Origin of the sequence: Brevundimonas sp. (assembly GCF_013912065.1) — a bacterium.
In the GTDB taxonomy this organism is placed as follows: domain Bacteria; phylum Pseudomonadota; class Alphaproteobacteria; order Caulobacterales; family Caulobacteraceae; genus Brevundimonas.
The window spans coordinates 198,559-219,239 of sequence record NZ_JACESA010000001.1 but is presented as its reverse complement, the minus strand read 5'-3'; the positions used below and the strand labels follow the sequence as shown (position 1 = coordinate 219,239).

Genomic DNA, 20,681 nt, shown 5'->3' with positions numbered 1-20,681 from the left:
CCCATCATGAGTGTCGCCACCGTCGATATCGAGGCCGCCACGGCCCGAACGCCTCGCATGTTCGCCATGCTTTTGCGGCTTCTGGCTTCGAACTGGACCTTCGGTCGACTGACCGTCCTGCTACCCAATGGCGAAACCCATGTGCTGGAGGGACGGGTCGCCGGTCCCAGCGGCGTGCTCGACGTAAAGGACTACGGGTTTGCACGGCGCGTCCTGGCGGCGGGGGATATAGGTTTCGCAGAGGGTTATATGGCCGGTGAATGGGAGTCTCCGCACCTGGCAGCCCTTCTGGAGACACTGGTCGAGAACTACGACCACATCCGGCGTCTGTTCGACGGCAACTGGGCGATGATGGCGGTGAATTGGCTGGCGCATCGCCGCAACCGCAACAGCCGGACCGGTTCGAAGAAGAATATCCACGCCCATTATGACCTGGGCAACGCCTTCTACGCGGCCTGGCTGGACCCCTCGATGACCTATTCCTCGGCCCGGTTCGAAGGCGCCGAGGCGCGGCTGGAGGCGGGGCAGAAGGCCAAATACGCAGCCCTTGCACGCATGATGGATCTGCGGCCAGGCATGTCGGTGCTGGAGATCGGGTGTGGCTGGGGCGGGTTCGCCGAGTTCGCGGCCCGTGAGATCGGCGCTGACGTCACCGCCGTCACCATATCCAAGGAACAGCACGACTTCGCCCGCCAGCGACTGTTCAACGCCGGTCTGTCCGACCGCGCCAGGGTGGAGCTGATCGACTATCGCGACGTCCGGGGGCAGTTCGACCGGGTCGCCTCCATCGAGATGTTCGAGGCGGTGGGCATGGAATATTGGCCGTCCTATTTCAATAAGATACACGAGGTTCTGAAGCCGGGCGGTCGCGCGGGCCTGCAGATCATCACCATCCAGGACGTCTTGTTCGACGAATACAACGCCCGCACCGACTTCATCCAGAAATACGTCTTTCCCGGCGGCATGCTGCCGTCGGAGGAGCGCCTGAAGCCTGTCGTCGCCGAGGCCAGCCTCGCATGGGGACCAGTCGAACGGTTCGGTCAGGACTATGCCGAGACGTTGAAACTGTGGGACGATCGTTTCCAGACGGCCTGGACCGACATCCGCCGTCTCGCCGGTTTCGACGAGCGGTTCCGCCGGCTGTGGCGCTTCTACCTCGCCTATTGCGAGGCGGGTTTCCGCTCTGGCCGGACGGACGTGGTGCAACTGGTGCTGGACCGCGCCTGACACTAGTCTGACCGCATGAGCCTGTCCGCGCCCCTGTTCCCCCTGATCTCGACCCAGGATCTCGCCGCCCTTATGGGCGATCCCTCACTGCGGGTGATCGACGGCAGCTGGCATATGGACGGACGCGACGGTCGAGCCGAGTTCGCGGCGGCGCGCATTCCGGGCGCCTGCTTTTTCGACCTGGATGCCGTGTCGGACCAATCGAGCGACCTGCCTCACATGCTGCCGTCGCCGGAGGCCTTCTCTGCGGCCATGGCGGATCTCGGGGTCTCTGAAACCGACCGGATCATCGTCTATGACGCGGCAGGCCTGTTTTCAGCCGCGCGAGTGTGGTGGACGCTGAAGGTCATGGGGGCGGCGCAGGTCCAGGTGCTGGACGGAGGTTTGCCGCGATGGAGGGCCGAGGGCCGCCCGGTTGAAACCGGCGCCGTATCTAACCCTCCGGCGAGAGCCGTGTTCGCTGCCGCCTTGAACGCTCAGGCCGTGGCTTCGTTGGATGATGTACGCGCGGCGCTGGAAGATGGGACCCAGGTGGCCGACGCGCGCGGCGCGGCCCGCTTCAGCGGTAAGGCGGCGGATCCGCGTCCGGGCGTTCAGCCGGGTCATATGCCCGGTGCGTTCAACCTGCCTTATTCAAGCCTGATCGCAGCGGACGGCCGGCTCAAGTCCGGCCAGGCGTTGCAAGACGCCTTTGTCTCGGCAGGGATCGATATTGGGCAGCAGGTCGTCACGACATGTGGGTCCGGCGTCACAGCCGCCATCATCACCCTGGCTTTGGCTGCCCTGGACCGCCCCTCCCGCCTCTACGATGGTTCTTGGGCCGAGTGGGGGCGCCGCTCGGACACCCCCATCGTTAGGGAAGCCTAAGACTTCGCCGGCGCGACGTCCGGGAGAGGGACGTCGATCTCCTCGTCCTTTTCTCCGCGCGACACGACGGTGGCCAGCACAAGGTCGCCCGTGACGTTCAGGGTGGTGCGGCACATGTCGAGGAAGCGGTCGACGCCTAGAATCAGGCCGATTCCTTCCGGCGGCACCCGCACCATGACCAGGATCATGGCCACGACCGGCAAGGAGCCCGCCGGCACCCCTGCCGTGCCGATCCCGCCCAGGATACAGACCAGCATGACGATCACCTGCTGGGTGATGCTGAGTTCGATATTGAAGAACTGGGCCAGGAACAGCACCGTGACCCCCTCGAACAGGGCCGTGCCGTTCTGGTTGGCGGTGGCGCCGACCGTCAGGACGAAGCGGGCGATCTTCCTGGGCAGTTTCAGTTCCTGCTCCGCCGCCTTCAGCGACACCGGCAGGGAGGCGTTGGACGAGGCGGTCGAGAAAGCCACGACCATCGGCTCACGCACTGCGCGGAAGAAGGCGAAGGGCGACCGCCCCCCCAGAATCCAGATCACTAGCGGATAGACCACGAACATATGGATCGCCATGGCTCCGACGGCGACGCCGACGAAGGCCGCCAGACGTACCAGCAGGTCCCAGCCGAACAGGGCGGCTAGGTTGAACATCAGGCAGGCGATGGCGATGGGCGCCAGTTTGATGAAGAGGTTGATCAGCTTCATCGTCACTTCGAACAGTCCCGCGATCACCTCTTGCAGGCGGTCCGTGGCGGGGCTCTTGGCCATGACCAGACCGATGCCGAAGAAGAGGGCGAACACCATCAGCGGCAGGATCTGGTTCTCGGCCGCCGCCGCCACGGCGTTCGACGGCACCAGGTCCAGGAAGAAGTCGCCCAACTGGATGCTCTCGGGCGCCCTGTCCACGATGCCGGCCGCGCCGTCGCGGCCCTGTTCCAGAAGTTGCTGCGCCATGGCCGGATCCACGCCCCGACCGGGTTGCAGCAGATTGACCATCACCAGGCCGATGACCACGGCGATGCCTGAAACCAGAATGGTCAGAAGCAGGGTCTTGATCCCGGCCCGGCCCAGAGAGTTCAGATCTCCCATCTCTGCCACGCCGATCACAAGGGCGGAAAACAGCAGAGGGATCACCATCATGAACAGAAGACGCAGGAAGATCTGTCCCGCCGGTCCCGTGATGTTGTCTGTGACCCAGACGACCCAAGCCGTATCGGCGCCCAGGGTCAGATTGACCCAGAGGCCGCCGCCCAGCCCCACGGCGAAGCCGATAAGCATCAGCCAGTGCAGGGCAAGGCCGCCGCGTTTCGTCTCGGTCATCTGTCCCCCGGAAAAAGACTCAAGCTGTGGCGCTTAACGGATCGGCAATCCATAGATCAAGCCGGCCGGTCGCCCGTTCCACTGTGCGTTCAATCCACGCGCCAGGTCGAGCGGCGATTGAGATCCCAGGTTCCGGTCGAATATCTGGCCGTAGTTGCCCACCGACAGCAGGGCGTCCAGAGCCCAGTCTTCCGACAGGCCCAGCATGGCGCCATACTCCCCCTCCACGCCCAGCAAACGCTTGATGCGTGGGTCTTTCGCATCCTTGGACAGAGCCTGGGCGTTCTCCTTGGTGACCCCGAGTTCTTCCGCCAGGATCACTGCGTTCAGGGTCCATCGCACCACGTCCGCCCAACGCTCGTCCCCGGCCTTGACCACGGGGCCCAGCGGCTCCTTCGAGACGACATCTGACAATATCGTGTGCGCTTGGGAATCGGCCAGCACCGTGCGTGCGGCCGCCAGGGCGGAAATGTCGGCGCTGAAGGCGTCGCAATCCTCACGGCCATAGGCGTCCCGCGCCGCCTCCTCGGTCTGCAGCACGACCGGGCGATAGGCGATGCCGCGCGAGCGGAAGAAGTCGTCGGCGTTAGCCTGGGCCGTCGATCCCGCCTGGACGCAGACGCGGGCGCCGTTCAGTTCGGTGGCGCTGTTCAGATTCAGCGACCGACGCACCAGGAAACCCTGGCCGTCGTAATAATTGATCCCTGCGAAGACGAAGCCGTCGCCGGCGTCCCGGCTCATGTTCCAGGACGAGTTACGCCACAGGACGTCCACACGCCCCTCGTTCAGAGCATCGAACCGTTCTGAGGCTGACAGGGGCACGAACCGCACGGCGTCTCCATCGCCGAAGATGGCCGCCGCCATGGCGCGGCAAAAGTCGGCGTCGAATCCACGCCATTGGCCTCGATTGTCGGTATAGGCGAAACCAACCAGTCCCTGATGCACGCCGCAATTCAGCCGTCCGCGGCGTTTGACGGCGGTCAGGGTCGGGCTGGCGGGACGATCGCTCGCGACGGCGGGCGTTAGGGCGGTCGCGCCTGTTTCCTCGAGAGTCGGCTCGGCGTCCCGGCGTCCGCAACCCGCCGCCAGCAGCACCGCCGCCATCGCTCCGATCATCAAGACCCGCATCGCGTTTCGCATCCCTCGCCGCTTGCGCCCCATGGACTTTAGAGGCCTTTAGGCCCTGATCCGCAACCCATCGGAGAGGCCATGTCGCCGCTTTCGGACCGCACCCGCCTGATCGCCTCCGCCACCCGGCGAGGCCAGGGACGCCGCCCGGTCAATCCGCCGGTCGAGCGGGCCTCGACCATGCTCAGCGACCGTGCCGAAACCATGCGCGACGACGCCGAGGGGCCGACCTACGGCCTCGACGGCGGGTCGGCCGCCCGCGCGCTTCGCGCCGCCCTGGCCGATCTCGAAGGCGCGGCGGAGGCCTTTATCGTCCCTTCCGGCCTCGCCGCAGTCACCGTGCCCCTGCTGGCCCTGACCCGGCCGGGCGACGAGGTCATCACGACCGACGCCCTCTATGGACCGTCGCGCCGCTTCCTCGCCCGCTATCAGGCCGCCCGGGGCGTGGCCACGCGGTTTCTTCCCGCCGATACGGACGCCGAGAGCCTGATCGCCGCCGTCGGCGACCGAACCCGGCTGGTGCTGATGGAATCGCCCGCCTCTCTGACCTTCGAGATGATCGATGTCGCCGCTGTGACCCAGGCCTGTCGCGCGCGCGGCGTCCTGACCCTGCTCGACAACACCTGGGGCGCGGGCCTGGGCTTCAAACCCCTGGCCCATGGCGTCGACGTCAGCATCCAGGCCCTGACCAAATACGCCTCCGGCCATTCCGATGTCCTGATGGGCGGGATTGCGACGAACGCGCCGGCCTGTCGGCGCGCCATCGCCGACACGATCGAGGACCTGGGCTGGCACGTCTCGCCCGACGACGCCTGGCTGACTTTGCGCGGTCTTCGCACCCTGCCGCTGCGCTATGCCGAACAGGCTCGGTCCGGCCTGATCGTCTCCGAATGGCTGCAGACACGGCCCGAGGTGGCGCGGGTCCTCTATCCGCCACTGCCTGGCTCGGTCGGCCACGACCTGTGGAAGCGCGATTTCACGGGCGCGGCCTCTCTGATGGGCGTGGTGCTGAAGGACGGGACCGAGGCCGCCGGTCAGGCCTTCCTCGACGCGCTCAGTCTGTTCGGCATGGGCTATTCCTGGGGCGGGTTCGAGAGCCTGATTACCCACGAGACCCATCAGATGGCCTATCGCGATCATCCGCAGGCGCTGGAAGGCGAATTGATCCGTCTGCATGTCGGGCTGGAGGATCCAGTCGATCTGATCGCCGATCTCGAGAAGGGTTTCGCCGCCTTCAATGCGGCGCTCACGCTTCCTTAAGCGGCCCGACCGACTGTGCGCCGGTGCGCGCATCGCCTGTCCAGATCGACGATTCGGACCAACCGCCCCCGTGGGAACAATGGGCGGCGGGCTTCGTCGTCTTCATGCTGACCGGCGCCCTGATCGCCCCCGTCCTGGCCCCGGACCAAGGCGAAACCCCGATCCTGCGTCTGGTCTGGCTGCCGGTCTATGCCGTGACCATCGGCCTGATCATCTTCCGCTTCGAAAAGGTCGTCCGCGCCTGGCCGGCCTGGCTGATGGTCGGCGCCCTGGTGGGCTTGGCCTATGTCTCGCAATACTGGTCCATCGACCCTGGCGTCACCGACCGTCGGGTCATCGCCATGGCCGTCAACAGCGCCTTTGCCGTCTATCTGGGCGCCGTATTCCGGGACGCGGCCCTGCCTCGCGTCCTGATGCACACCTGTCTGGTCATGGCGGTGGGCAGTCTGATCATGGTCTTCGCCTTCCCTCAGATCGGCGTGCACCAGTATGACAACGCCGGCCTGTGGCGGGGTCTCTGGTACGAGAAAAACCAGATGGGTCTGGTCATGGTCGTCGGGGCCGTCTCGGCCGCCGCCGCCCTCGCCGCGGATCACCTGGCGCAGAACGGCCGCAAGCCCTGGGTCGGACTGCTGACCCTGGGCCTGACCACGCTTCTGGTGATCGCCACCCAGTCCAAGACCTCCCTGCTATGCTGGGTGCTCGGGGTCGGCATGGTCGGGGCCTGGTGGACGTTGAGGCAAGGCGGCGCGGCGATCAGCGTGGCGGCCGTCTGGCTCGGCGTCGTCGCCGCCGCTGTGGGCGCCTGGATCTGGAACACCGATTCCGGGGCCATACTGGAGGCGCTGGGCAAGGATCCGTCGCTGACCGGCCGGACCCTCATCTGGGAGGCCCTGATGCGCAAGGTCGCCGAACGGCCCTGGACCGGCTACGGCTTCAGTGCCTTCTGGGGCAAGGATTCTATCCCCGCGCGTGAAATCCGGCTGGAGACACAATGGCCTGTCCCCTCGGCCCACAACGGCTGGATCGATCTGCTCGTCCAATTGGGTTGGCCCGGCGCCGTCGCGGTCGGTGTGCTGATGGCCGTTTCGGCGGTCCTGATCTTGTCGCGGTTGAATGGCCAGGGCGCGCGCGAAGGCTTCTGGAGCCTGGCCTATCTGACCGTCTTCTTCGCCCTGAGCCTGTCCGAGAGCGTGCTTCTGACCCACGCCAACCTGCCGTGGGTGCTGATGCTGGCCATTCTGGCCCGCGCCGTGACCTTCGATCCGGTTCCGGTTCGACCGCCGCTTGCCCGAGCGGCTTCACGCGCCTACCAGAACCGGCTCCGAATCGCCGCAGACTATGTGAATGGCCGCCGACCTCTTCGCTTTTGATGACGAACCCGAAGCTCGCAAGCCCGAGCCGACCAAGCCCGCCGCGGTGAAACCGCCCGAGGCCGCCCCCGCCCCTGCGCCCTCTCCGGTCCCTGTCGCACCTCAGGCGGCAGGCAGCACGAACGCCTATTCCGCCTCGTCGATCGAGGTGCTGGAAGGACTGGAGCCCGTCCGCAAACGGCCCGGCATGTATATCGGCGGCACCGACGAGCGCGCCCTGCACCACCTGTTCGCCGAAGTGCTCGACAATGCGATGGACGAGGCCGTTGCCCGCCACGCCAAGCTGATCACCGTCGATCTGGACGCCGACGGCTATCTGTCGGTCCGCGACGACGGCCGGGGCATCCCGGTCGATCCCCACCCCAAACACCCCGGCAAGTCGGCGCTGGAGGTGGTGATGACCGTGCTCCACTCGGGCGGCAAATTCTCGGGCAAGGCCTATGAGACCTCGGGCGGCCTGCACGGCGTCGGCGTCTCGGTCGTCAACGCCCTGTCCGAACATCTGGACGTCACGGTCTGGCGTGACGGCTTCGAGTGGAAACAATCCTTCTCGCGCGGCAATGTCCTCGGCCCGATCCAGCAGGTCCAGCCGTCCAAGAAGCGCGGCACCCTGATCCGCTTCAAGCCGGACGACGAAATCTTCGGCATGGGCGCGGCCTTCAAACCCGCCCGCCTGTTCCGCATGGCCCGGTCCAAGGCCTATCTGTTCCGGGGAGTGGAAATCAGATGGACCTGCGCGCCGGAACGGATCACCGACGCCACCCCGCCCCAGGCCCTGCTTCATTTCCCCGGCGGTCTGGCCGACGCCCTGACCGACCGGATCGGCGAACTGGAGACCGTCACCCCCACCTTCGCCGGCCGCGCCGAGCGTCAGGGCGAGGCGGGCGCCTTCGAGTGGGCCGTTACCTGGTCGCCCATCGGCTTTGGCGAGGCTGACGGCTTCATCCAGTCCTACTGCAACACCGTCTCCACCCCCGACGGCGGCACGCATGAGGCCGGCTTCCGCGCCGCCCTGGTCAAGGGTCTGAAATCCTACGGCGAACTGACCAACGAGAAGCGCGCCGCCATCATCACGGCCGAGGATGTCGTCGCCAACGCCGGCGCCCTGATCAGCGTCTTCATCCGCAATCCCGAATTCCAGGGCCAGACCAAGGACCGCCTGTCCTCGCCCGAGGGCGCCCGCCTGGTCGAACAGCTGCTGCGCGACCCCCTGGACCACTGGCTGACCGAAAGCCCAAAACAGGCCAACGCCCTGCTCGGTTTCGTCGTCGATCGCGCCGAAGACCGTCTGCGCCGCCGCAAGGACAAGGAGGTCCAGCGCGCCGCCGCCACCCGCAAGCTGCGCCTGCCGGGCAAGCTGTCGGACTGCAGCCGACAGTCGGCCCAGGGCACCGAACTCTTCATCGTCGAAGGCGATTCGGCCGGCGGCTCGGCCAAACAGGCGCGCGACCGCACGACCCAGGCCATCCTGCCCCTGCGCGGCAAGATCCTGAACGTGGCGTCGGCCACCGCCGACAAGCTGCGCCAGAATATCGAACTGTCCGACCTGGCCCTGGCCCTGGGCGTCCAGCCGGGCAACCGGTTTAACATCGACGACCTGCGCTACGAGCGGATCGTCATCATGACCGACGCCGACGTGGACGGCGCCCATATCGCGGCCCTGCTGATCACCTTCTTCTACCGCGTCATGCCCGAGACCATCCGCCAGGGTCGGGTCTTCATGGCCCTGCCGCCGCTCTACCGGATCAGCGCCGGCCCCTTGAGTGAATACGCCCGCGACGACGCCCACCGCGACGAACTGCTGGCCACGGTGTTCAAGGGCAAGAAGACCGAAATGGGCCGGTTCAAGGGCCTGGGCGAAATGATGGCTTCTCAGTTGAAGGAGACCACCATGGACCCCAAGAAGCGCACCCTGGCCCGGATCACCGTCCCCGATGCCGAGGCCGGCGTCGAAGACCTGGTCGAACGCCTGATGGGCAAGCGCGCCGACGCCCGCTTCCAGTTCATCCAGGAAAACGCGCAATTCGTGAAGGAAGATCTGGACGTCTGACGCCGTCCCGGCCTTCCAACCGACGCCGACGCCTGACACAAGGAGAGCATGCAGACGCCCGCCCCCTCCTCCGCCGTGCTCGACGAACTGAAGGCCGCCCTGGGTCCCGGCGGCTGGACCCAGGATCCCGAGGTCATTGCTCCGTCACTGACTGAATGGCGCAACCGCTGGACGGGCCATACGACGATCCTGCTGACCCCGCGATCGACCGAGGAGACGGCCAAGGCCGTGACCATCTGCGCCCGCGAAGGCGTCGCCATCACGCCCCAGGGCGGCGGCACCGGCCTGGTCGGCGGCCAGATCCCCTTCGGCGAGGTCCTGCTGTCGACGCGGAAGATGCGGGCGGTCCGCGACGTGACCCCGCTGGACGACGCCATGACGGTCGAGGCCGGCCTGACCCTGCTGGAGGCGCAGCAGGCGGCCACGGCCGCCGGCCGCTATTTCCCGCTCAGCCTCGCGGCCGAGGGATCGGCCACCGTCGGCGGCGTCATCTCCACCAACGCCGGCGGCACCCAGGTGCTGCGCTACGGCATGATGCGAGATTTGGTGCTGGGCCTCGAGGCCGTCATGCCCAATGGCGAAATCTTCCGGGGCCTGAAACGCCTCAGGAAGGACAACACCGGCTATGACCTGAAACAGCTGCTGATCGGCGCCGAGGGCACGATGGGTATCGTCACCGCCGCCACTCTGAAACTCTTCCCCATCATGCGTTCGCGCGCCGTGGCCGTCGTCGGCCTGGAAACGGCCGCCGCCTCGGTCGAGCTTCTAGCCCGCGCCAAGGCCGAAACCGGCGGCGGGGTCGAGGCCTTCGAACTGATGAAGCGGCTGGGCATGGAACTGGTGCTCAAGAACATCCCCGACACCCGCGAACCGCTGGACTCGACCCCTGACTGGTACGTCCTGATCGAGATCGCCTCAGGCACGCCCGGCGGCGCCGAGGCCCAGATGGAATCCCTGTTGGAGGTCGCTTTCGAGCAAGGCCTGATCACCGACGCCGCCATCGCCCAGAACGACGCCCAGCGCGCCGCCTTCTGGCGCCTGCGCGAAGAACATTCGGCGGCCCTGAAGCCCGAAGGCGGCGGATGGAAACACGACGTTTCGGTGCCCATCAGCCGCATCGCCGACTTCATCGACGAAGCCTCCGCCGCCGTCGAACGTTTCCATCCGGGAGCGCGCATCTCGGTCTTCGGCCACGTCGGCGACGGCAATCTGCACTACGACATTCTGCCGGGCGTGGGTCAGGACATCCCCGCCTTCATCGGTCGCTGGAAGGAAGGCTCGCAAGTGGTTCACGATGTTGTCGGAACCTACAACGGCTCCATCTCCGCCGAACACGGCTTGGGCCGGCTGAAGACCGAAGAGGTCAAACGCTACAAATCCCCCCTGGAGATTGAGACCATGGCCACCATCCGTCGCGCACTGGACCCGAAGCGGATCATGAACCCGTCGGTTCTGTTCTAAGCTCAAAGTCCCACCGTCTCCTCCCCATGAAATGGGGAGGAGGACCGCGCGAAGCGTGGTGGAGAGGCTACGGACGCCCACTGGCGCTTGTGATGCGGTGAAGAGCCCCTCCGTCACGGCGCGAAACCGCGCCGCGCCACCTCCCCGCTGGCAGGGAGGAGACATCGGCCGTCGCCGCACCCGGTTCAAATCGTCACCGAAGCGGCCTATGTGAGCGGCGCCACCACGGAGCCGCCTGTTGCTGATTGTTCTTTCTCCCGCCAAGCGGCTCGACTTCGCCGAGGCCGACCCGTCCATTCCCGGCACGGACCGTCGCTTCCAGGAAGACACCGCCAGCCTGACGATCACGGCCCGTCGCCAGACCAAGGCCGACCTGCGCCGCCTGATGGGCATTTCCGATGATCTCGCCACCCTGAACGTCGCGCGGTTCAAGGCTTTCGACCCCGAATCGACCGAAGGGGTCCAGGCCGCCTTCGCCTTCGCCGGAGACGTCTACGAAGGCCTCAAGGCGCGCGATCTCGACGCCGAGGCCCTAGCCTTCGCCCAGGACCACCTGCGCATCCTGTCCGGATTCTACGGCCTGCTGCGTCCGCTGGACCGGATCCAGCCCTACCGGCTCGAAATGGGCACCCGGCTGAAGACCCGGCGCGGATCCAGCCTCTATGACTTCTGGGGCGACCGTATCTCGAAACAGCTGAACGCCGACGCCGAGGATCTGACAAAGAAGGGCCAGTCCGATCAAACCCTCGTCAATCTGGCCAGCCAGGAATATTTCGGGGCTGTCGACGCCAAGGCGCTGAAGCTGCCGGTCGTCACCCCTCAGTTCCGTGAACAGAAGAACGGCGAGAGCCGCATCATCTCCTTCTTCGCCAAGAAGGCCCGCGGCGCCATGGCCCGGTTCGCCATCGACGAGCGGGTGGAACGGGTCGAGGACTTGAAGGCTTTCGACCGGGACGGCTATCGATTCGACAAGGCCGCATCCACGGACAACGAATGGATATTCATCAGATCGGGAAATTCTTGATCCCCGCCCCATCCTGCCGCTAGTCTCTCGCCAAAGAACAAAGGGCGGATCCATGTTCCAGTGGGCTAAGTCATCCAAGAGCGGCGCCGCCGCCCATGGCGAAACACCGAAGTTTCGCGACATCGGCGACCTGAAGGGTCAGGTCGCGGTGATTTCCGGGTCGACCTCCGGCATCGGCCTGGCCCTGGCCCGCGCCGTGGCTGCACGTGGCGGCGACGTCGTGTTGAACGGTCTGGGCGATCCTGCCGAGATCGAACGCACCCGCGCCGAACTCGAAGCCTCGTCCAGCGGCCGCGTCCGCTACCACGCCGCCGACATGACCCGGGGCGAGGAGATCGCCGACATGGTGGGCTTCGCGCGGCATACGTTCGGCCGTCTCGACATTCTGGTGAACAACGCCGGTATTCAGCACGTCGAGTCGATCGAGAAATTCCCCACCGACAAGTGGGAACAGATCATCGCCATCAACCTGTCCTCGGCCTTCTACGCCACACGGGCGGCCATTCCGATCATGAAGGCCCAGGGACGCGGCCGGATCATCAACATGGCCTCCGCGCATGGTCTGGTCGCCAGTCCGTTCAAATCCGCCTATGTCGCCGCCAAGCACGGGGTGATAGGCTTCACCAAGACGGCGGCGCTGGAGCTGGCGCAAGACAATATCACCTGCAACGCCATCTGCCCCGGTTTCGTCGAGACCCCGATCGTCGAGAAACAGATCGCCGATCAGGCCCGTACCCGCGGCATCTCCAAGGAGCAGGTGCTGCACGACGTGATCCTGGCGGCCCAGCCGACCAAACAGTTCGTGACGACCGACCAGTTGGTGGGCCTGTTCCTCTATCTGGTCAGTGATCTCGGCGCCTCGGCCAATGGCGCCAGCTTCTCCATCGACGGCGGCTGGACCGCCCAATAGACGACTGAAAACGGGGGCTGCGGCATGGCGATCTTCAGACGCAAGACCGCCGAGTTGGCGAACCTCGCCCCCGTATCGTCGGCGCGCCGTCCCCTCTGCCTGGCTCTTCAGGGCGGCGGGGCGCACGGCGCTTTCCAGTGGGGGGTTCTGGATCGGCTGCTGGAAGACGGCCGTCTCGACATCCGGGCCATCTCGGGTGTCTCGGCCGGGGCGATGAATGGGGCGGCCCTGGTCTCGGGCCTGGCCGCCGGTGACGCTCGCGCGGCGCTGGACAAGCTCTGGCGCGAGATCAATCAGTCGGGCGGCCGCAATGTCTTCGGCGACAGCGCCATGTGGAACCCGGCCCAGGCCCCGGACTGGATCAAGGACAATCCCTTCTGGCGCGCCGGTGAGACCTTGGCCTTGTCGATGAGCCCATATGAATTCAATCCACTGAACCACAATCCTCTGAAACGGGTTCTAAGGACAGCGGTCGATTTCGACGCCGTCCAGGCCTCGGAGATCAAGCTCTTCGTCGCCGCCACCGCCGTCCGTCAGGCTCGGGCCCGCATCTTCGAGGCCGGCGAGATCAACGCAGACGTCTTGATGGCCTCGGCCTGCCTGCCGCACCTTTTCCAGGCGGTCGAGATCGACGGTGAACCCTATTGGGACGGCGGCTACCTGACCAATCCGCCGCTATGGCCCCTGACCGGCGACGATACGCCCGACGACGTCCTGCTGGTCACCCTGAACCCCATGGTCCGCGACGAGACGCCTCGCGGCGCCGGGGACATCGTGGACCGGCTTAACGAAATCGTCTTCAACGCCCCTCTGATCGCCGAACTGCGCGCCATCGCCCTGGCCGGCGAGATGATCGCCCAGGGTCAGCTCAAGGGCGGCGGCAGCGGCCCCTATCGCCACGTGCGGCTGCACGCGATCGAGGCGGACGGCTGGCTGTCCGACCTGTCGCTGCGTTCCAAATTCAACACCGAATGGAGCTTCCTCAACGATCTGAAGGCGCGCGGTCGGGCGGCGGCCGAAGACTGGCTGGCAACCTGTCTGCCCAGCGTCGGGCGCGAGTCCAGCGTCGATCTCCCGGCCCGGTTCGGCTAGCCGACGAAGCCGGCGGCGCGGCGCAGACGGTCGTTGATCGCCTCGCCCAGACCCTGTGTCGGAACCGGGGACACGGCGATGCCGGCCGGCTGGGTTCGATCCGCTTCTCTGAACAATCTGAATAGGTTGGCAGCGGCTTCTTGCATATCGCCTGATACGCTGAGGCTCCAGCGCGGATCCCCGACGCCGGGGCCGAAGCCCAGCAATATCTCGCCGTCTCGCGCCGCGTGGGCGTCTATGCGGACCGGCGCCTCCGGGGCGTAATGCGCGGCCAGCCGTCCCGGCGACCTGTGGCCCTCCCCGCTGTCCGCCAGAGGGCCGACCAGCGTCTCGATCTCGGCCCGCGTCACGGCGCCCGGCCGTAGCAGCGCCACCCGACCATCCAGGATCGAAACGACGGTGCTTTCCAGCCCCACGGCGCAGGATCCGCCGTCCACCGCCGCCGTAACCGCAAACCCCGTCTCCTCGACGGCGTCGGCGAAATTCGTCGGGCTTGGCCGCCCGGATCGATTGGCCGATGGCGCCACGACCGGCCCGTCGAAGGCCGACAGGACAGCCCGCGCCATTGCATGTCCAGGAACCCGGATGGCGACGCTGTCGAGACCGGCGCGAGCCAGGTCGCAGACGCGTCGCGTGTCGCGTACTGGCGTGACAAGCGTCATCGGACCTGGCCAGAAAGCCTCGGCCAAGGTCCGCGCCTTTTCATCGAACACCCCGATCGTCTCGGCCGCAGCGGCATCCGCAACGTGTGCGATCAGGGGGTTGAAGCGCGGTCTTCCCTTGGCCTCGAAGATCGCTGCCACCGCAGCTGGATTGGAGGCGTCCGCTCCCAGCCCATAAACGGTCTCGGTCGGCAGCAGGATCAGTTCGCCGCGCCTCAGCGCCGTGGCCGCCTGATCGGGCGTATCGCCAGACCGCGCGCTCATGGTCGGCGCGGGATCAGCGGGATCATCCTGTGCAGGACATTGTCGCGGTCGATGAACTGGTGCTTCAGCGCCGCCAGCACATGAAGGCCGATCAGGACATACAGTCCCTTCACAACCAGACCATGGACATTCATGAACCGCGCGGCGGTCTCGCGACCGCCGCCGACCGGCAACAGAGGCCAGTCGAACAGGCCGAACCAGGCGAAGTCGCGGCTCGCCGCCGAAGAGGCCAGCCAGCCCGACATCGGCATGACGATCAGGATGACATAGAACAGCACATGGGTCGCACGGGCCGCCAGCTTTTCCCAACGCGGCATCTCGGCGGGCAAGGGAATGGCCGGATGCGCCAGCCGCCAGCCGATCCGCGCCAGGGTCAGCACAAGGATGGTGATCCCGAGCGACTTGTGCAGCATGACGAACTGACCCGACAGGGCGCCCTCGGTGTTCTCATGCGCCGTGATCAGCAGCACCTGAGCCAGGATGGCCAGGGCGATGATCCAGTGCAGAGCCAAAGACACCGGCGAATAGCGGTTGCGCGGTTCGGCCATGACGACTTCCCTTCCCTGACGGCATGGCGTCACTGTGCAACGACTGAGGTCCGCCCGCCAAGTCCCTTGCGATAGGGGGCTGCGGCGAGGCACTTAGGCCGGAAAGGACATTGAGGAAACCCATGAGCTACCGCGCACCCGTTCGTGATCTGGCCTTCACCCTGGAGGCGGTCGCCGGTATGGCCGACGTCGTCGCCACCGGCGCCTTCCCGGATTATGATTCTGACGTAGCCGGCGCGGTGCTCGAGGCGGCCGGGCAGTTCTCCGAAGAGGTCTTGGCCCCGCTGAACCGGATCGGCGATCAGCAAGGCTCCGTCTATGCGAACGGCGCGGTCACGGCGGCGCCCGGCTTCGCCGACGCCTACCGCCAGTTCGCCGCGGGCGGCTGGACCGGCCTGTCGGCGCCGGTCGAGTCCGGCGGACAGGCCCTGCCCAAGGCGCTGGAGCTGGCGGCCTATGAGACTGTCCATTCCGCCAACATGGCCTTCGGCCTGTGCCCCATGCTGTCGCTGGCCGCCATCGAGGCGCTGGAACAGGTCGGGACCGAGGAACAGAAGGCCAAATATCTGACCAAGCTGGTCAGCGGCGAATGGACCGGCGCCATGGTCCTGACCGAACCGAGCGCGGGCTCGGACCTGGGCGCCCTGACCGCGACCGCCACCCCGAATGGTGATGGGACCTATGCGCTGAACGGCCAGAAGATCTTCATCACCTGGGGCGATCACGACGCGACGGACAACATCATCCACCTGGTCCTGGCCCGCCTGCCCGATGCGCCGAAAGGACCCAAGGGCATCAGCCTGTTCCTGGCGCCCAAGTTCGAGGTCAAGGACGACGGCGGCCTGGGCGACCGTAACGCCTTCCGTCCCGTCGGGGTCGAGCACAAGCTGGGCATCCACGCCTCCCCTACCTGCGTCATGAGCTATGAAGGCGCCCGCGCCGAACTGGTCGGTCGGCCGAACGAGGGCCTGGCCCATATGTTCGTGATGATGAACGCCGCCCGCCTCGCCGTCGGCGTCGAGGGCGTCGGCATCGCCGAGCGCGCCTATCAGCACGCCCTGGCCTATGCCCTGGACCGGCGTCAGGGCCGTTCCGTCTGGACCGGCGAGGCCAATTCCCCGATCTTCGATCATCCCGACATGCGCCGCATGCTGGGCGTGATGAAGGCCAAGACCTCCGCCGCCCGCGCCCTTTGCCTGTCCACCGGGGTCGCCGCCGACCTGGCCCGCCATGCCGGAACGGAAGAGGAGCGTCGTCGCTGGAAGGCCCGCGAGGACCTGTTCACCCCCATAGCCAAGGCCTGGTCCACCGATGTCGGCTGCGAAGTCGCCTCCATGGGCGTCCAGGTGCACGGCGGCATGGGCTTCATCGAGGAGACAGGGGCGGCCCAATATTATCGCGACGCTCGAATCGCCCCGATCTACGAGGGCACCAACGGCATCCAGGCCATGGATCTGGTCGGCCGCAAGCTTTCGATGGATGGAGGCGAAGCAGCCAAGGCGCTGATCGCCGAAATGAAAGTCACCTTGGCGGACCTATCCGTTCTCTATTCCGGAAAACCGATCGAACGCTTCGCGACCGGGATCGAGGCGGTCGTGGACGCCACGCTATGGTTGCTGGACCGCAAGGCTGACCCGGCGGCCGCTGCGGATGTCCTGGCCGCCGCCGACGCCTATCTGAAGCTGCTGGGCGACGTCGTCGGCGGCTGGATGCTGGCCAAGGGCGCACTGGCGGCCAAGGTCAAACTGGACGCGAACGACGGCGACCCGGCCTGGCTGCAAGGCAAGCTGGACCTGTACGAAGTCTATGCCGCCAATGTGCTGGGCCATGTCTCCAGCCGTCTGGCGGCCGTGGGACAGGGCGGCGATCTGCTGCGACGGCTGACGCCGGCCGCCCTGGCCGGCTAGGCGCCCGATCAGGGAGCCGGCGCGGCCTGCCGATCGAGAACGGCGACGGCCTCGCGGATATAGTCGGCGTGGACCACCACGCCGATTCCCAGCCGTTCCTCCTGCACGATGACCTCCTGGGTCAGCACGCCGGCGACGTAGGGATGTCGCGGCGTCTCCGGCTCGCCCGCACGGCGCGGGGTGGGCGTCCAGAAGACCGGCCCGCCCGAATTTCCCGGAAAGACGGCGAAATCGAGCAGGAAGGTCGGGAAGGCGCTGATCGGCGTCAGGGGCCAGGACGCGATCCGCCCGACGCGGAGAATGGGAAACCCTGCGCGATTTGCGGACAGGCCGCGCGGAAAGCCCAGCGACTGCATGTCATCGCCCGGTCCTACCTCGGCGGCGTCGAAGGTGTCCTTGTCCGCCAGCCAGGCCATCGGAATGGCGGCGCGGGCGAAGGTTTCCGGCGCCTGTATCTCCATCACGGCGACGTCCCGGTCAGCCGGCTTGACCCACAACGGGTCGGAGGCGGCGTCGCGGATGGTCAGGGGCTGGGGGTCGAACCGCCAGCCTCCATCCGGGAGTTCGGTGCGCCAGCCGATCCGCGCCTCCCGCTCCGGCATTCGCTCCAGCACATGGTCGGCTGTGACCAGGACGATGCGCGGCGAACCGTCGGGCCGGGGCGCGTTCAGCAGGAAGCCGGTGCCGACGGTCCGTGTTCCATCGCCGGAGGGCTGGTCGATCTGCACCGTGGCGCTGATCAGGGATACGGCGAAATCCCAGGCGGGACGTGATTCGGTCGTCGCCGCCTCGACATAGGGGGTCGGCTGGGTTTGAAGGTCGAACATCAATGGAAAGCGCTTCCCCGACTTTTCTTCATTTGACGTCGCCCATAGGCCACGCACAAGGTCCGGTCATCCAAATATCGGGGGCTCCGACAATGAACCGTCGCCAATTGATCCTTTCCACCGCAGCGACGGCCGTCGCTGCGGCGTCTCCCGCCCTTTCCAAGTCCGTCCAGAGTCCCGGAGCCTCGATGCCTCAGCCGCCCGTCGCCAAGAAAATCCCCGTCGTCATCGAACAACTCGGCCGCACGCGGACCGACGATTATCAATGGATGAAGGATGACAACTGGCAGGCCGTGCTGAAGGATCCCACCCTGATCAAGGCCGACGTCAAGGAACATCTGACCGCAGAGAACGCCTATCGCGAGGCGATGATGGCCTCCACCCTGCCCCTCCAGGCCGAGATGTTCGCGGAGATGCGCGGCCGCATCAAGGAGGACGATTCCTCCGTCCCCGCACCGGACGGCGCATGGGACTATTATGTCCGCTACAACACCGGCGATCAGCATCCGCTTTATTGCCGCCGGCCGCGTGGCGGCGGGGCGGAGACGATCCTGCTGGACGCAAACGTTCTGGCCGAGGGCAAGGCCTATTCGGAAGTCTCAGCCGCCTCCCACAGTCCCGACCACGCCCTGTTCGCCTATGCCGAGGACGCCCAGGGGTCCGAGGTCCACAAGATCTATGTGAAGGATCTGACGACCGACGCCGTTCTTCCCGAAGCGATCGAGAACGCCACCGGCGACTTCACCTTCTCGCCCGACAGCCAGTGGATCTTCTGGACCAATCGCGACGACAACGGCCGGCCCGACAAGATCTTCCGCCGTCCCGCCAAGGGCGGCGTGACCACCCTGGTCTATGAGGAAGAGGACGACGGCATGTTCATCGGCGTCGGCCGCACCGCCGACGACCGGTTCATCGTCATCGGCATCCAGAACCAGGAAACCAGCGAAGCCCGCTACATCCCCGCCTCGACCCCGACCGCGACGCCGGTCGTGCTGGAACCGCGCGTGGTGGCTCTCCGCTATGACGCCGACCACTGGGGCGACCGCTGGGTGATCCGCACCAATGCCGACGACTCGGTCGACTTCAAGATCGTCGAGGCCCCGACCGAGACCCCGGGCAAGGCCCACTGGACCGATCTGGTGTCCCACACGCCGGGCCGCTTCATCGAAGGGCTCGACCTGACCCATAGTCATATGGCCCGCCAGGAACGCGCCGACGCCAACACCCGGATCATCATCCGCGACCGCGCCGGAGCCGAGCACGAGATCGCGGTCGACGAACCGGCCTTCGCCCTGTCGCTGTCGGGCGCCTCCGAGTTCGAGACCACCAACACACGTTACAGTTACAACTCGCCGTCCACCCCGACCCAGACCTTCGACTACGACATGGCGACGCGCGAACGGACCCTGCGCAAGACTCAGCAAATCCCGTCGGGCCATAACATCGCCGACTATGTGGTCGAGCGGCTGAACGCCCCCGCCTCCGACGGACAGCTGGTGCCGGTCACGGTTCTGCGCCGCAAGTCCACGCCGGTCGACGGTTCGGCGCCCTTGCTGCTTTACGGCTACGGCTCCTACGGCATTCCGATGCCGGCCGGCTTCTCGACCAACCGGCTGTCGCTAGTCGATCGCGGCTGGATTTACGCTATCGCCCATGTCCGGGGCGGATCGGACAAGGGCTGGGGCTGGTTCCTGGACGCGCGCCGGATGACGAAGAAGAACACCTTCACCGACTTCATCGCCGCTGCCGAACACCTGATCGACCGGAACTACGCCGCTTCCGGAAACATCGTGGCCCAGGGCGGATCGGCGGGCGGCCTGCTGATGGGCGCCGTCAACAATATGCGGCCAGACCTGTGGGCCGGCGTCATCGGCCAGGTGCCGTTCGTCGACGTCATCAACACCATGAGCGACACCTCCCTGCCGCTGACGCCGCCGGAATGGCCCGAATGGGGCAACCCGATCGAGGATCCCGAGGCCTACGACTATATGATGAGCTACAGTCCCTATGATCAGGTCGGGCCGAAGCCCTATCCGGCCATCTTGGCGACCGGCGGCCTGTCCGATCCGCGCGTCACCTATTGGGAGCCCGAGAAATGGGTCGCCAAGCTGCGGCCCGCGACGACCTCGGGCAAGCCGGTGCTGCTGAAGATCAATATGGAGGCCGGGCACGGCGGCGCGGCCGGCCGGTTCGACTATCTGAAGGAAGTCGCCCACGACTACGCCTTCGCCGTCTGGGCGGCCGAAAAGGGGTGGGAGAAGGCCTGATCGCCGCCCTGATTATTCGCCCCGCGACCGACGATGATTGGCGGGGCTTGTGGCCGATCATCGAGGCCGTAGTCCGCGCGGGCGAGACCTACGCCTATCCGATCGACATGACCGAGGCGGCGGCTCGCGCCCTGTGGACGCCGCCTCCGCCGGGCGGGACGTTGGTCGCGATCGAGGACGGTCGGGTGCTCGGCGCGGCCAAGATCGTCCCCAACCAGCAGGGAAACGGCGCCCACGTCGCCAACGGCAGCTTCATGGTCGCGCCTGAGGCTCGAGGGCGCGGCGTTGCCCGCCGGCTTGGGGAGACCGCCCTTGCCGTCGCCCGCGACGCCGGTTTCCGGTCCATGCAGTTCAACGCAGTGGTCGAGACCAACGCCCATGCGGTGGCCCTGTGGCGCGCCTTGGGGTTCGATATCATCGGCACAACGCCCGAAGCCTTCGACCACCCCACCCACGGCCTCGTGGGACTGCACATCATGTATAGACGACTGTAAG

17 protein-coding genes are annotated in these 20,681 nt (G+C 66.4%); 12 read left to right on the top strand and 5 right to left on the bottom strand.

All coding sequences use genetic code 11. The annotated features are described in order from the left end of the window. Nucleotides 1-6 precede the first annotated feature (6 nt). A complete protein-coding gene (locus tag H2037_RS01065; RefSeq protein ID WP_292116525.1) occupies nucleotides 7-1,227 on the top strand; it encodes a cyclopropane-fatty-acyl-phospholipid synthase family protein in 1,221 nt (406 codons plus the stop codon). A gap of 15 nt (nucleotides 1,228-1,242) precedes the next feature. Beyond that, nucleotides 1,243-2,094, top strand: a complete 852-nt coding sequence (gene sseA / locus H2037_RS01060; protein ID WP_292116522.1) for a 3-mercaptopyruvate sulfurtransferase — start codon at nucleotides 1,243-1,245, stop codon at nucleotides 2,092-2,094. On the opposite strand, the gene H2037_RS01055 is transcribed toward sseA, so the two are convergent. Together H2037_RS01055 and H2037_RS01050 are read right to left on the bottom strand one after the other, a co-directional pair. Continuing rightward, nucleotides 2,091-3,413 (bottom strand): dicarboxylate/amino acid:cation symporter, encoded by a 1,323-nt coding sequence (locus tag H2037_RS01055; RefSeq protein WP_292116520.1) that lies wholly within the window; start codon nucleotides 3,411-3,413, stop codon nucleotides 2,091-2,093. The genes sseA and H2037_RS01055 overlap by 4 nt on opposite strands. A 33-nt stretch (nucleotides 3,414-3,446) precedes the next feature. Continuing rightward, complete coding sequence (locus H2037_RS01050) at nucleotides 3,447-4,541, bottom strand: amino acid ABC transporter substrate-binding protein (protein ID WP_292116517.1); 1,095 nt, start codon at nucleotides 4,539-4,541, stop codon at nucleotides 3,447-3,449. A gap of 81 nt (nucleotides 4,542-4,622) precedes the next feature. Between H2037_RS01050 and metC the strand changes: the two genes are divergently transcribed. The 7 genes from metC (at nucleotide 4,623) to H2037_RS01015 (ending at nucleotide 13,711) form a co-directional block, all read left to right on the top strand. Further along, nucleotides 4,623-5,801, top strand: coding sequence for a cystathionine beta-lyase (metC, locus tag H2037_RS01045; RefSeq protein ID WP_292116514.1), 1,179 nt, complete (start codon nucleotides 4,623-4,625; stop codon nucleotides 5,799-5,801). Between the two features lie 23 nt (nucleotides 5,802-5,824). After that, nucleotides 5,825-7,174 (top strand): O-antigen ligase, encoded by a 1,350-nt coding sequence (locus H2037_RS01040; protein WP_292116512.1) that lies wholly within the window; start codon nucleotides 5,825-5,827, stop codon nucleotides 7,172-7,174. Then, nucleotides 7,149-9,224, top strand: a complete 2,076-nt coding sequence (locus H2037_RS01035; RefSeq protein ID WP_292116509.1) for a DNA topoisomerase IV subunit B — start codon at nucleotides 7,149-7,151, stop codon at nucleotides 9,222-9,224. The genes H2037_RS01040 and H2037_RS01035 overlap by 26 nt, the downstream gene beginning before the upstream one ends. Nucleotides 9,225-9,272: 48 nt before the next feature. Then, on the top strand, nucleotides 9,273-10,685 hold the full coding sequence (locus tag H2037_RS01030; RefSeq protein ID WP_292116507.1) for an FAD-binding oxidoreductase: 1,413 nt from the start codon (nucleotides 9,273-9,275) through the stop codon (nucleotides 10,683-10,685). Between the two features lie 238 nt (nucleotides 10,686-10,923). Then, a complete protein-coding gene (gene yaaA, locus H2037_RS01025; protein WP_292116504.1) occupies nucleotides 10,924-11,709 on the top strand; it encodes a peroxide stress protein YaaA in 786 nt (261 codons plus the stop codon). Nucleotides 11,710-11,761: 52 nt separating this feature from the next. Continuing rightward, nucleotides 11,762-12,619 (top strand): 3-hydroxybutyrate dehydrogenase, encoded by an 858-nt coding sequence (locus H2037_RS01020; RefSeq protein ID WP_292116501.1) that lies wholly within the window; start codon nucleotides 11,762-11,764, stop codon nucleotides 12,617-12,619. Nucleotides 12,620-12,643: 24 nt separating this feature from the next. Beyond that, the gene (locus H2037_RS01015) at nucleotides 12,644-13,711 is read left to right on the top strand and encodes a patatin-like phospholipase family protein (protein ID WP_292116497.1); all 1,068 of its coding nucleotides are present in this window, start codon (nucleotides 12,644-12,646) and stop codon (nucleotides 13,709-13,711) included. On the opposite strand, the gene H2037_RS01010 is transcribed toward H2037_RS01015, so the two are convergent. Further along, nucleotides 13,708-14,637 carry an L-threonylcarbamoyladenylate synthase gene (locus H2037_RS01010; protein WP_292116494.1) on the bottom strand — a complete coding sequence of 310 codons (930 nt, stop codon included), beginning with the start codon at nucleotides 14,635-14,637 and terminating at the stop codon, nucleotides 13,708-13,710. The genes H2037_RS01015 and H2037_RS01010 overlap by 4 nt on opposite strands. Next, nucleotides 14,634-15,185 (bottom strand): cytochrome b, encoded by a 552-nt coding sequence (locus H2037_RS01005; RefSeq protein WP_292116491.1) that lies wholly within the window; start codon nucleotides 15,183-15,185, stop codon nucleotides 14,634-14,636. The genes H2037_RS01010 and H2037_RS01005 overlap by 4 nt, the downstream gene beginning before the upstream one ends. A gap of 122 nt (nucleotides 15,186-15,307) precedes the next feature. Here H2037_RS01005 and H2037_RS01000 point away from each other — a divergent pair, with 122 nt between their 5' ends. Beyond that, the gene (locus tag H2037_RS01000) at nucleotides 15,308-17,092 is read left to right on the top strand and encodes an acyl-CoA dehydrogenase (protein ID WP_292116488.1); all 1,785 of its coding nucleotides are present in this window, start codon (nucleotides 15,308-15,310) and stop codon (nucleotides 17,090-17,092) included. A gap of 8 nt (nucleotides 17,093-17,100) precedes the next feature. Here H2037_RS01000 and H2037_RS00995 read toward each other — a convergent pair whose 3' ends face one another. Beyond that, nucleotides 17,101-17,919: a serine protease gene (locus tag H2037_RS00995; protein WP_292116485.1), complete on the bottom strand. Its 819-nt coding sequence runs from the start codon at nucleotides 17,917-17,919 to the stop codon at nucleotides 17,101-17,103. Between the two features lie 92 nt (nucleotides 17,920-18,011). Here H2037_RS00995 and H2037_RS00990 point away from each other — a divergent pair, with 92 nt between their 5' ends. After that, on the top strand, nucleotides 18,012-20,186 hold the full coding sequence (locus tag H2037_RS00990; protein WP_292116482.1) for a S9 family peptidase: 2,175 nt from the start codon (nucleotides 18,012-18,014) through the stop codon (nucleotides 20,184-20,186). Then, the gene (locus H2037_RS00985; protein ID WP_292116479.1) at nucleotides 20,171-20,680 is read left to right on the top strand and encodes a GNAT family N-acetyltransferase; all 510 of its coding nucleotides are present in this window, start codon (nucleotides 20,171-20,173) and stop codon (nucleotides 20,678-20,680) included. The genes H2037_RS00990 and H2037_RS00985 overlap by 16 nt, the downstream gene beginning before the upstream one ends. The last annotated feature ends 1 nt before the right edge of the window (nucleotide 20,681 follow it).

What these genes read in the sequence shown, in the direction of transcription:
- H2037_RS01035 (WP_292116509.1), top strand. Translation starts at nt 7,149, where the DNA reads ATGGCCGCCGACCTCTTCGCTTTTGATGACGAACCCGAAGCTCGCAAG.
- H2037_RS01010 (WP_292116494.1), bottom strand. Translation starts at nt 14,637, where the DNA reads ATGAGCGCGCGGTCTGGCGATACGCCCGATCAGGCGGCCACGGCGCTG.
- H2037_RS00990 (WP_292116482.1), top strand. Translation starts at nt 18,012, where the DNA reads ATGAACCGTCGCCAATTGATCCTTTCCACCGCAGCGACGGCCGTCGCT.
- H2037_RS01050 (WP_292116517.1), bottom strand. Translation starts at nt 4,541, where the DNA reads ATGCGGGTCTTGATGATCGGAGCGATGGCGGCGGTGCTGCTGGCGGCG.
- H2037_RS00995 (WP_292116485.1), bottom strand. Translation starts at nt 17,919, where the DNA reads ATGTTCGACCTTCAAACCCAGCCGACCCCCTATGTCGAGGCGGCGACG.
- H2037_RS01005 (WP_292116491.1), bottom strand. Translation starts at nt 15,185, where the DNA reads ATGGCCGAACCGCGCAACCGCTATTCGCCGGTGTCTTTGGCTCTGCAC.
- H2037_RS01020 (WP_292116501.1), top strand. Translation starts at nt 11,762, where the DNA reads ATGTTCCAGTGGGCTAAGTCATCCAAGAGCGGCGCCGCCGCCCATGGC.
- H2037_RS01030 (WP_292116507.1), top strand. Translation starts at nt 9,273, where the DNA reads ATGCAGACGCCCGCCCCCTCCTCCGCCGTGCTCGACGAACTGAAGGCC.
- H2037_RS01055 (WP_292116520.1), bottom strand. Translation starts at nt 3,413, where the DNA reads ATGACCGAGACGAAACGCGGCGGCCTTGCCCTGCACTGGCTGATGCTT.
- metC (WP_292116514.1), top strand. Translation starts at nt 4,623, where the DNA reads ATGTCGCCGCTTTCGGACCGCACCCGCCTGATCGCCTCCGCCACCCGG.
- H2037_RS01065 (WP_292116525.1), top strand. Translation starts at nt 7, where the DNA reads ATGAGTGTCGCCACCGTCGATATCGAGGCCGCCACGGCCCGAACGCCT.
- H2037_RS01000 (WP_292116488.1), top strand. Translation starts at nt 15,308, where the DNA reads ATGAGCTACCGCGCACCCGTTCGTGATCTGGCCTTCACCCTGGAGGCG.
- sseA (WP_292116522.1), top strand. Translation starts at nt 1,243, where the DNA reads ATGAGCCTGTCCGCGCCCCTGTTCCCCCTGATCTCGACCCAGGATCTC.
- H2037_RS01015 (WP_292116497.1), top strand. Translation starts at nt 12,644, where the DNA reads ATGGCGATCTTCAGACGCAAGACCGCCGAGTTGGCGAACCTCGCCCCC.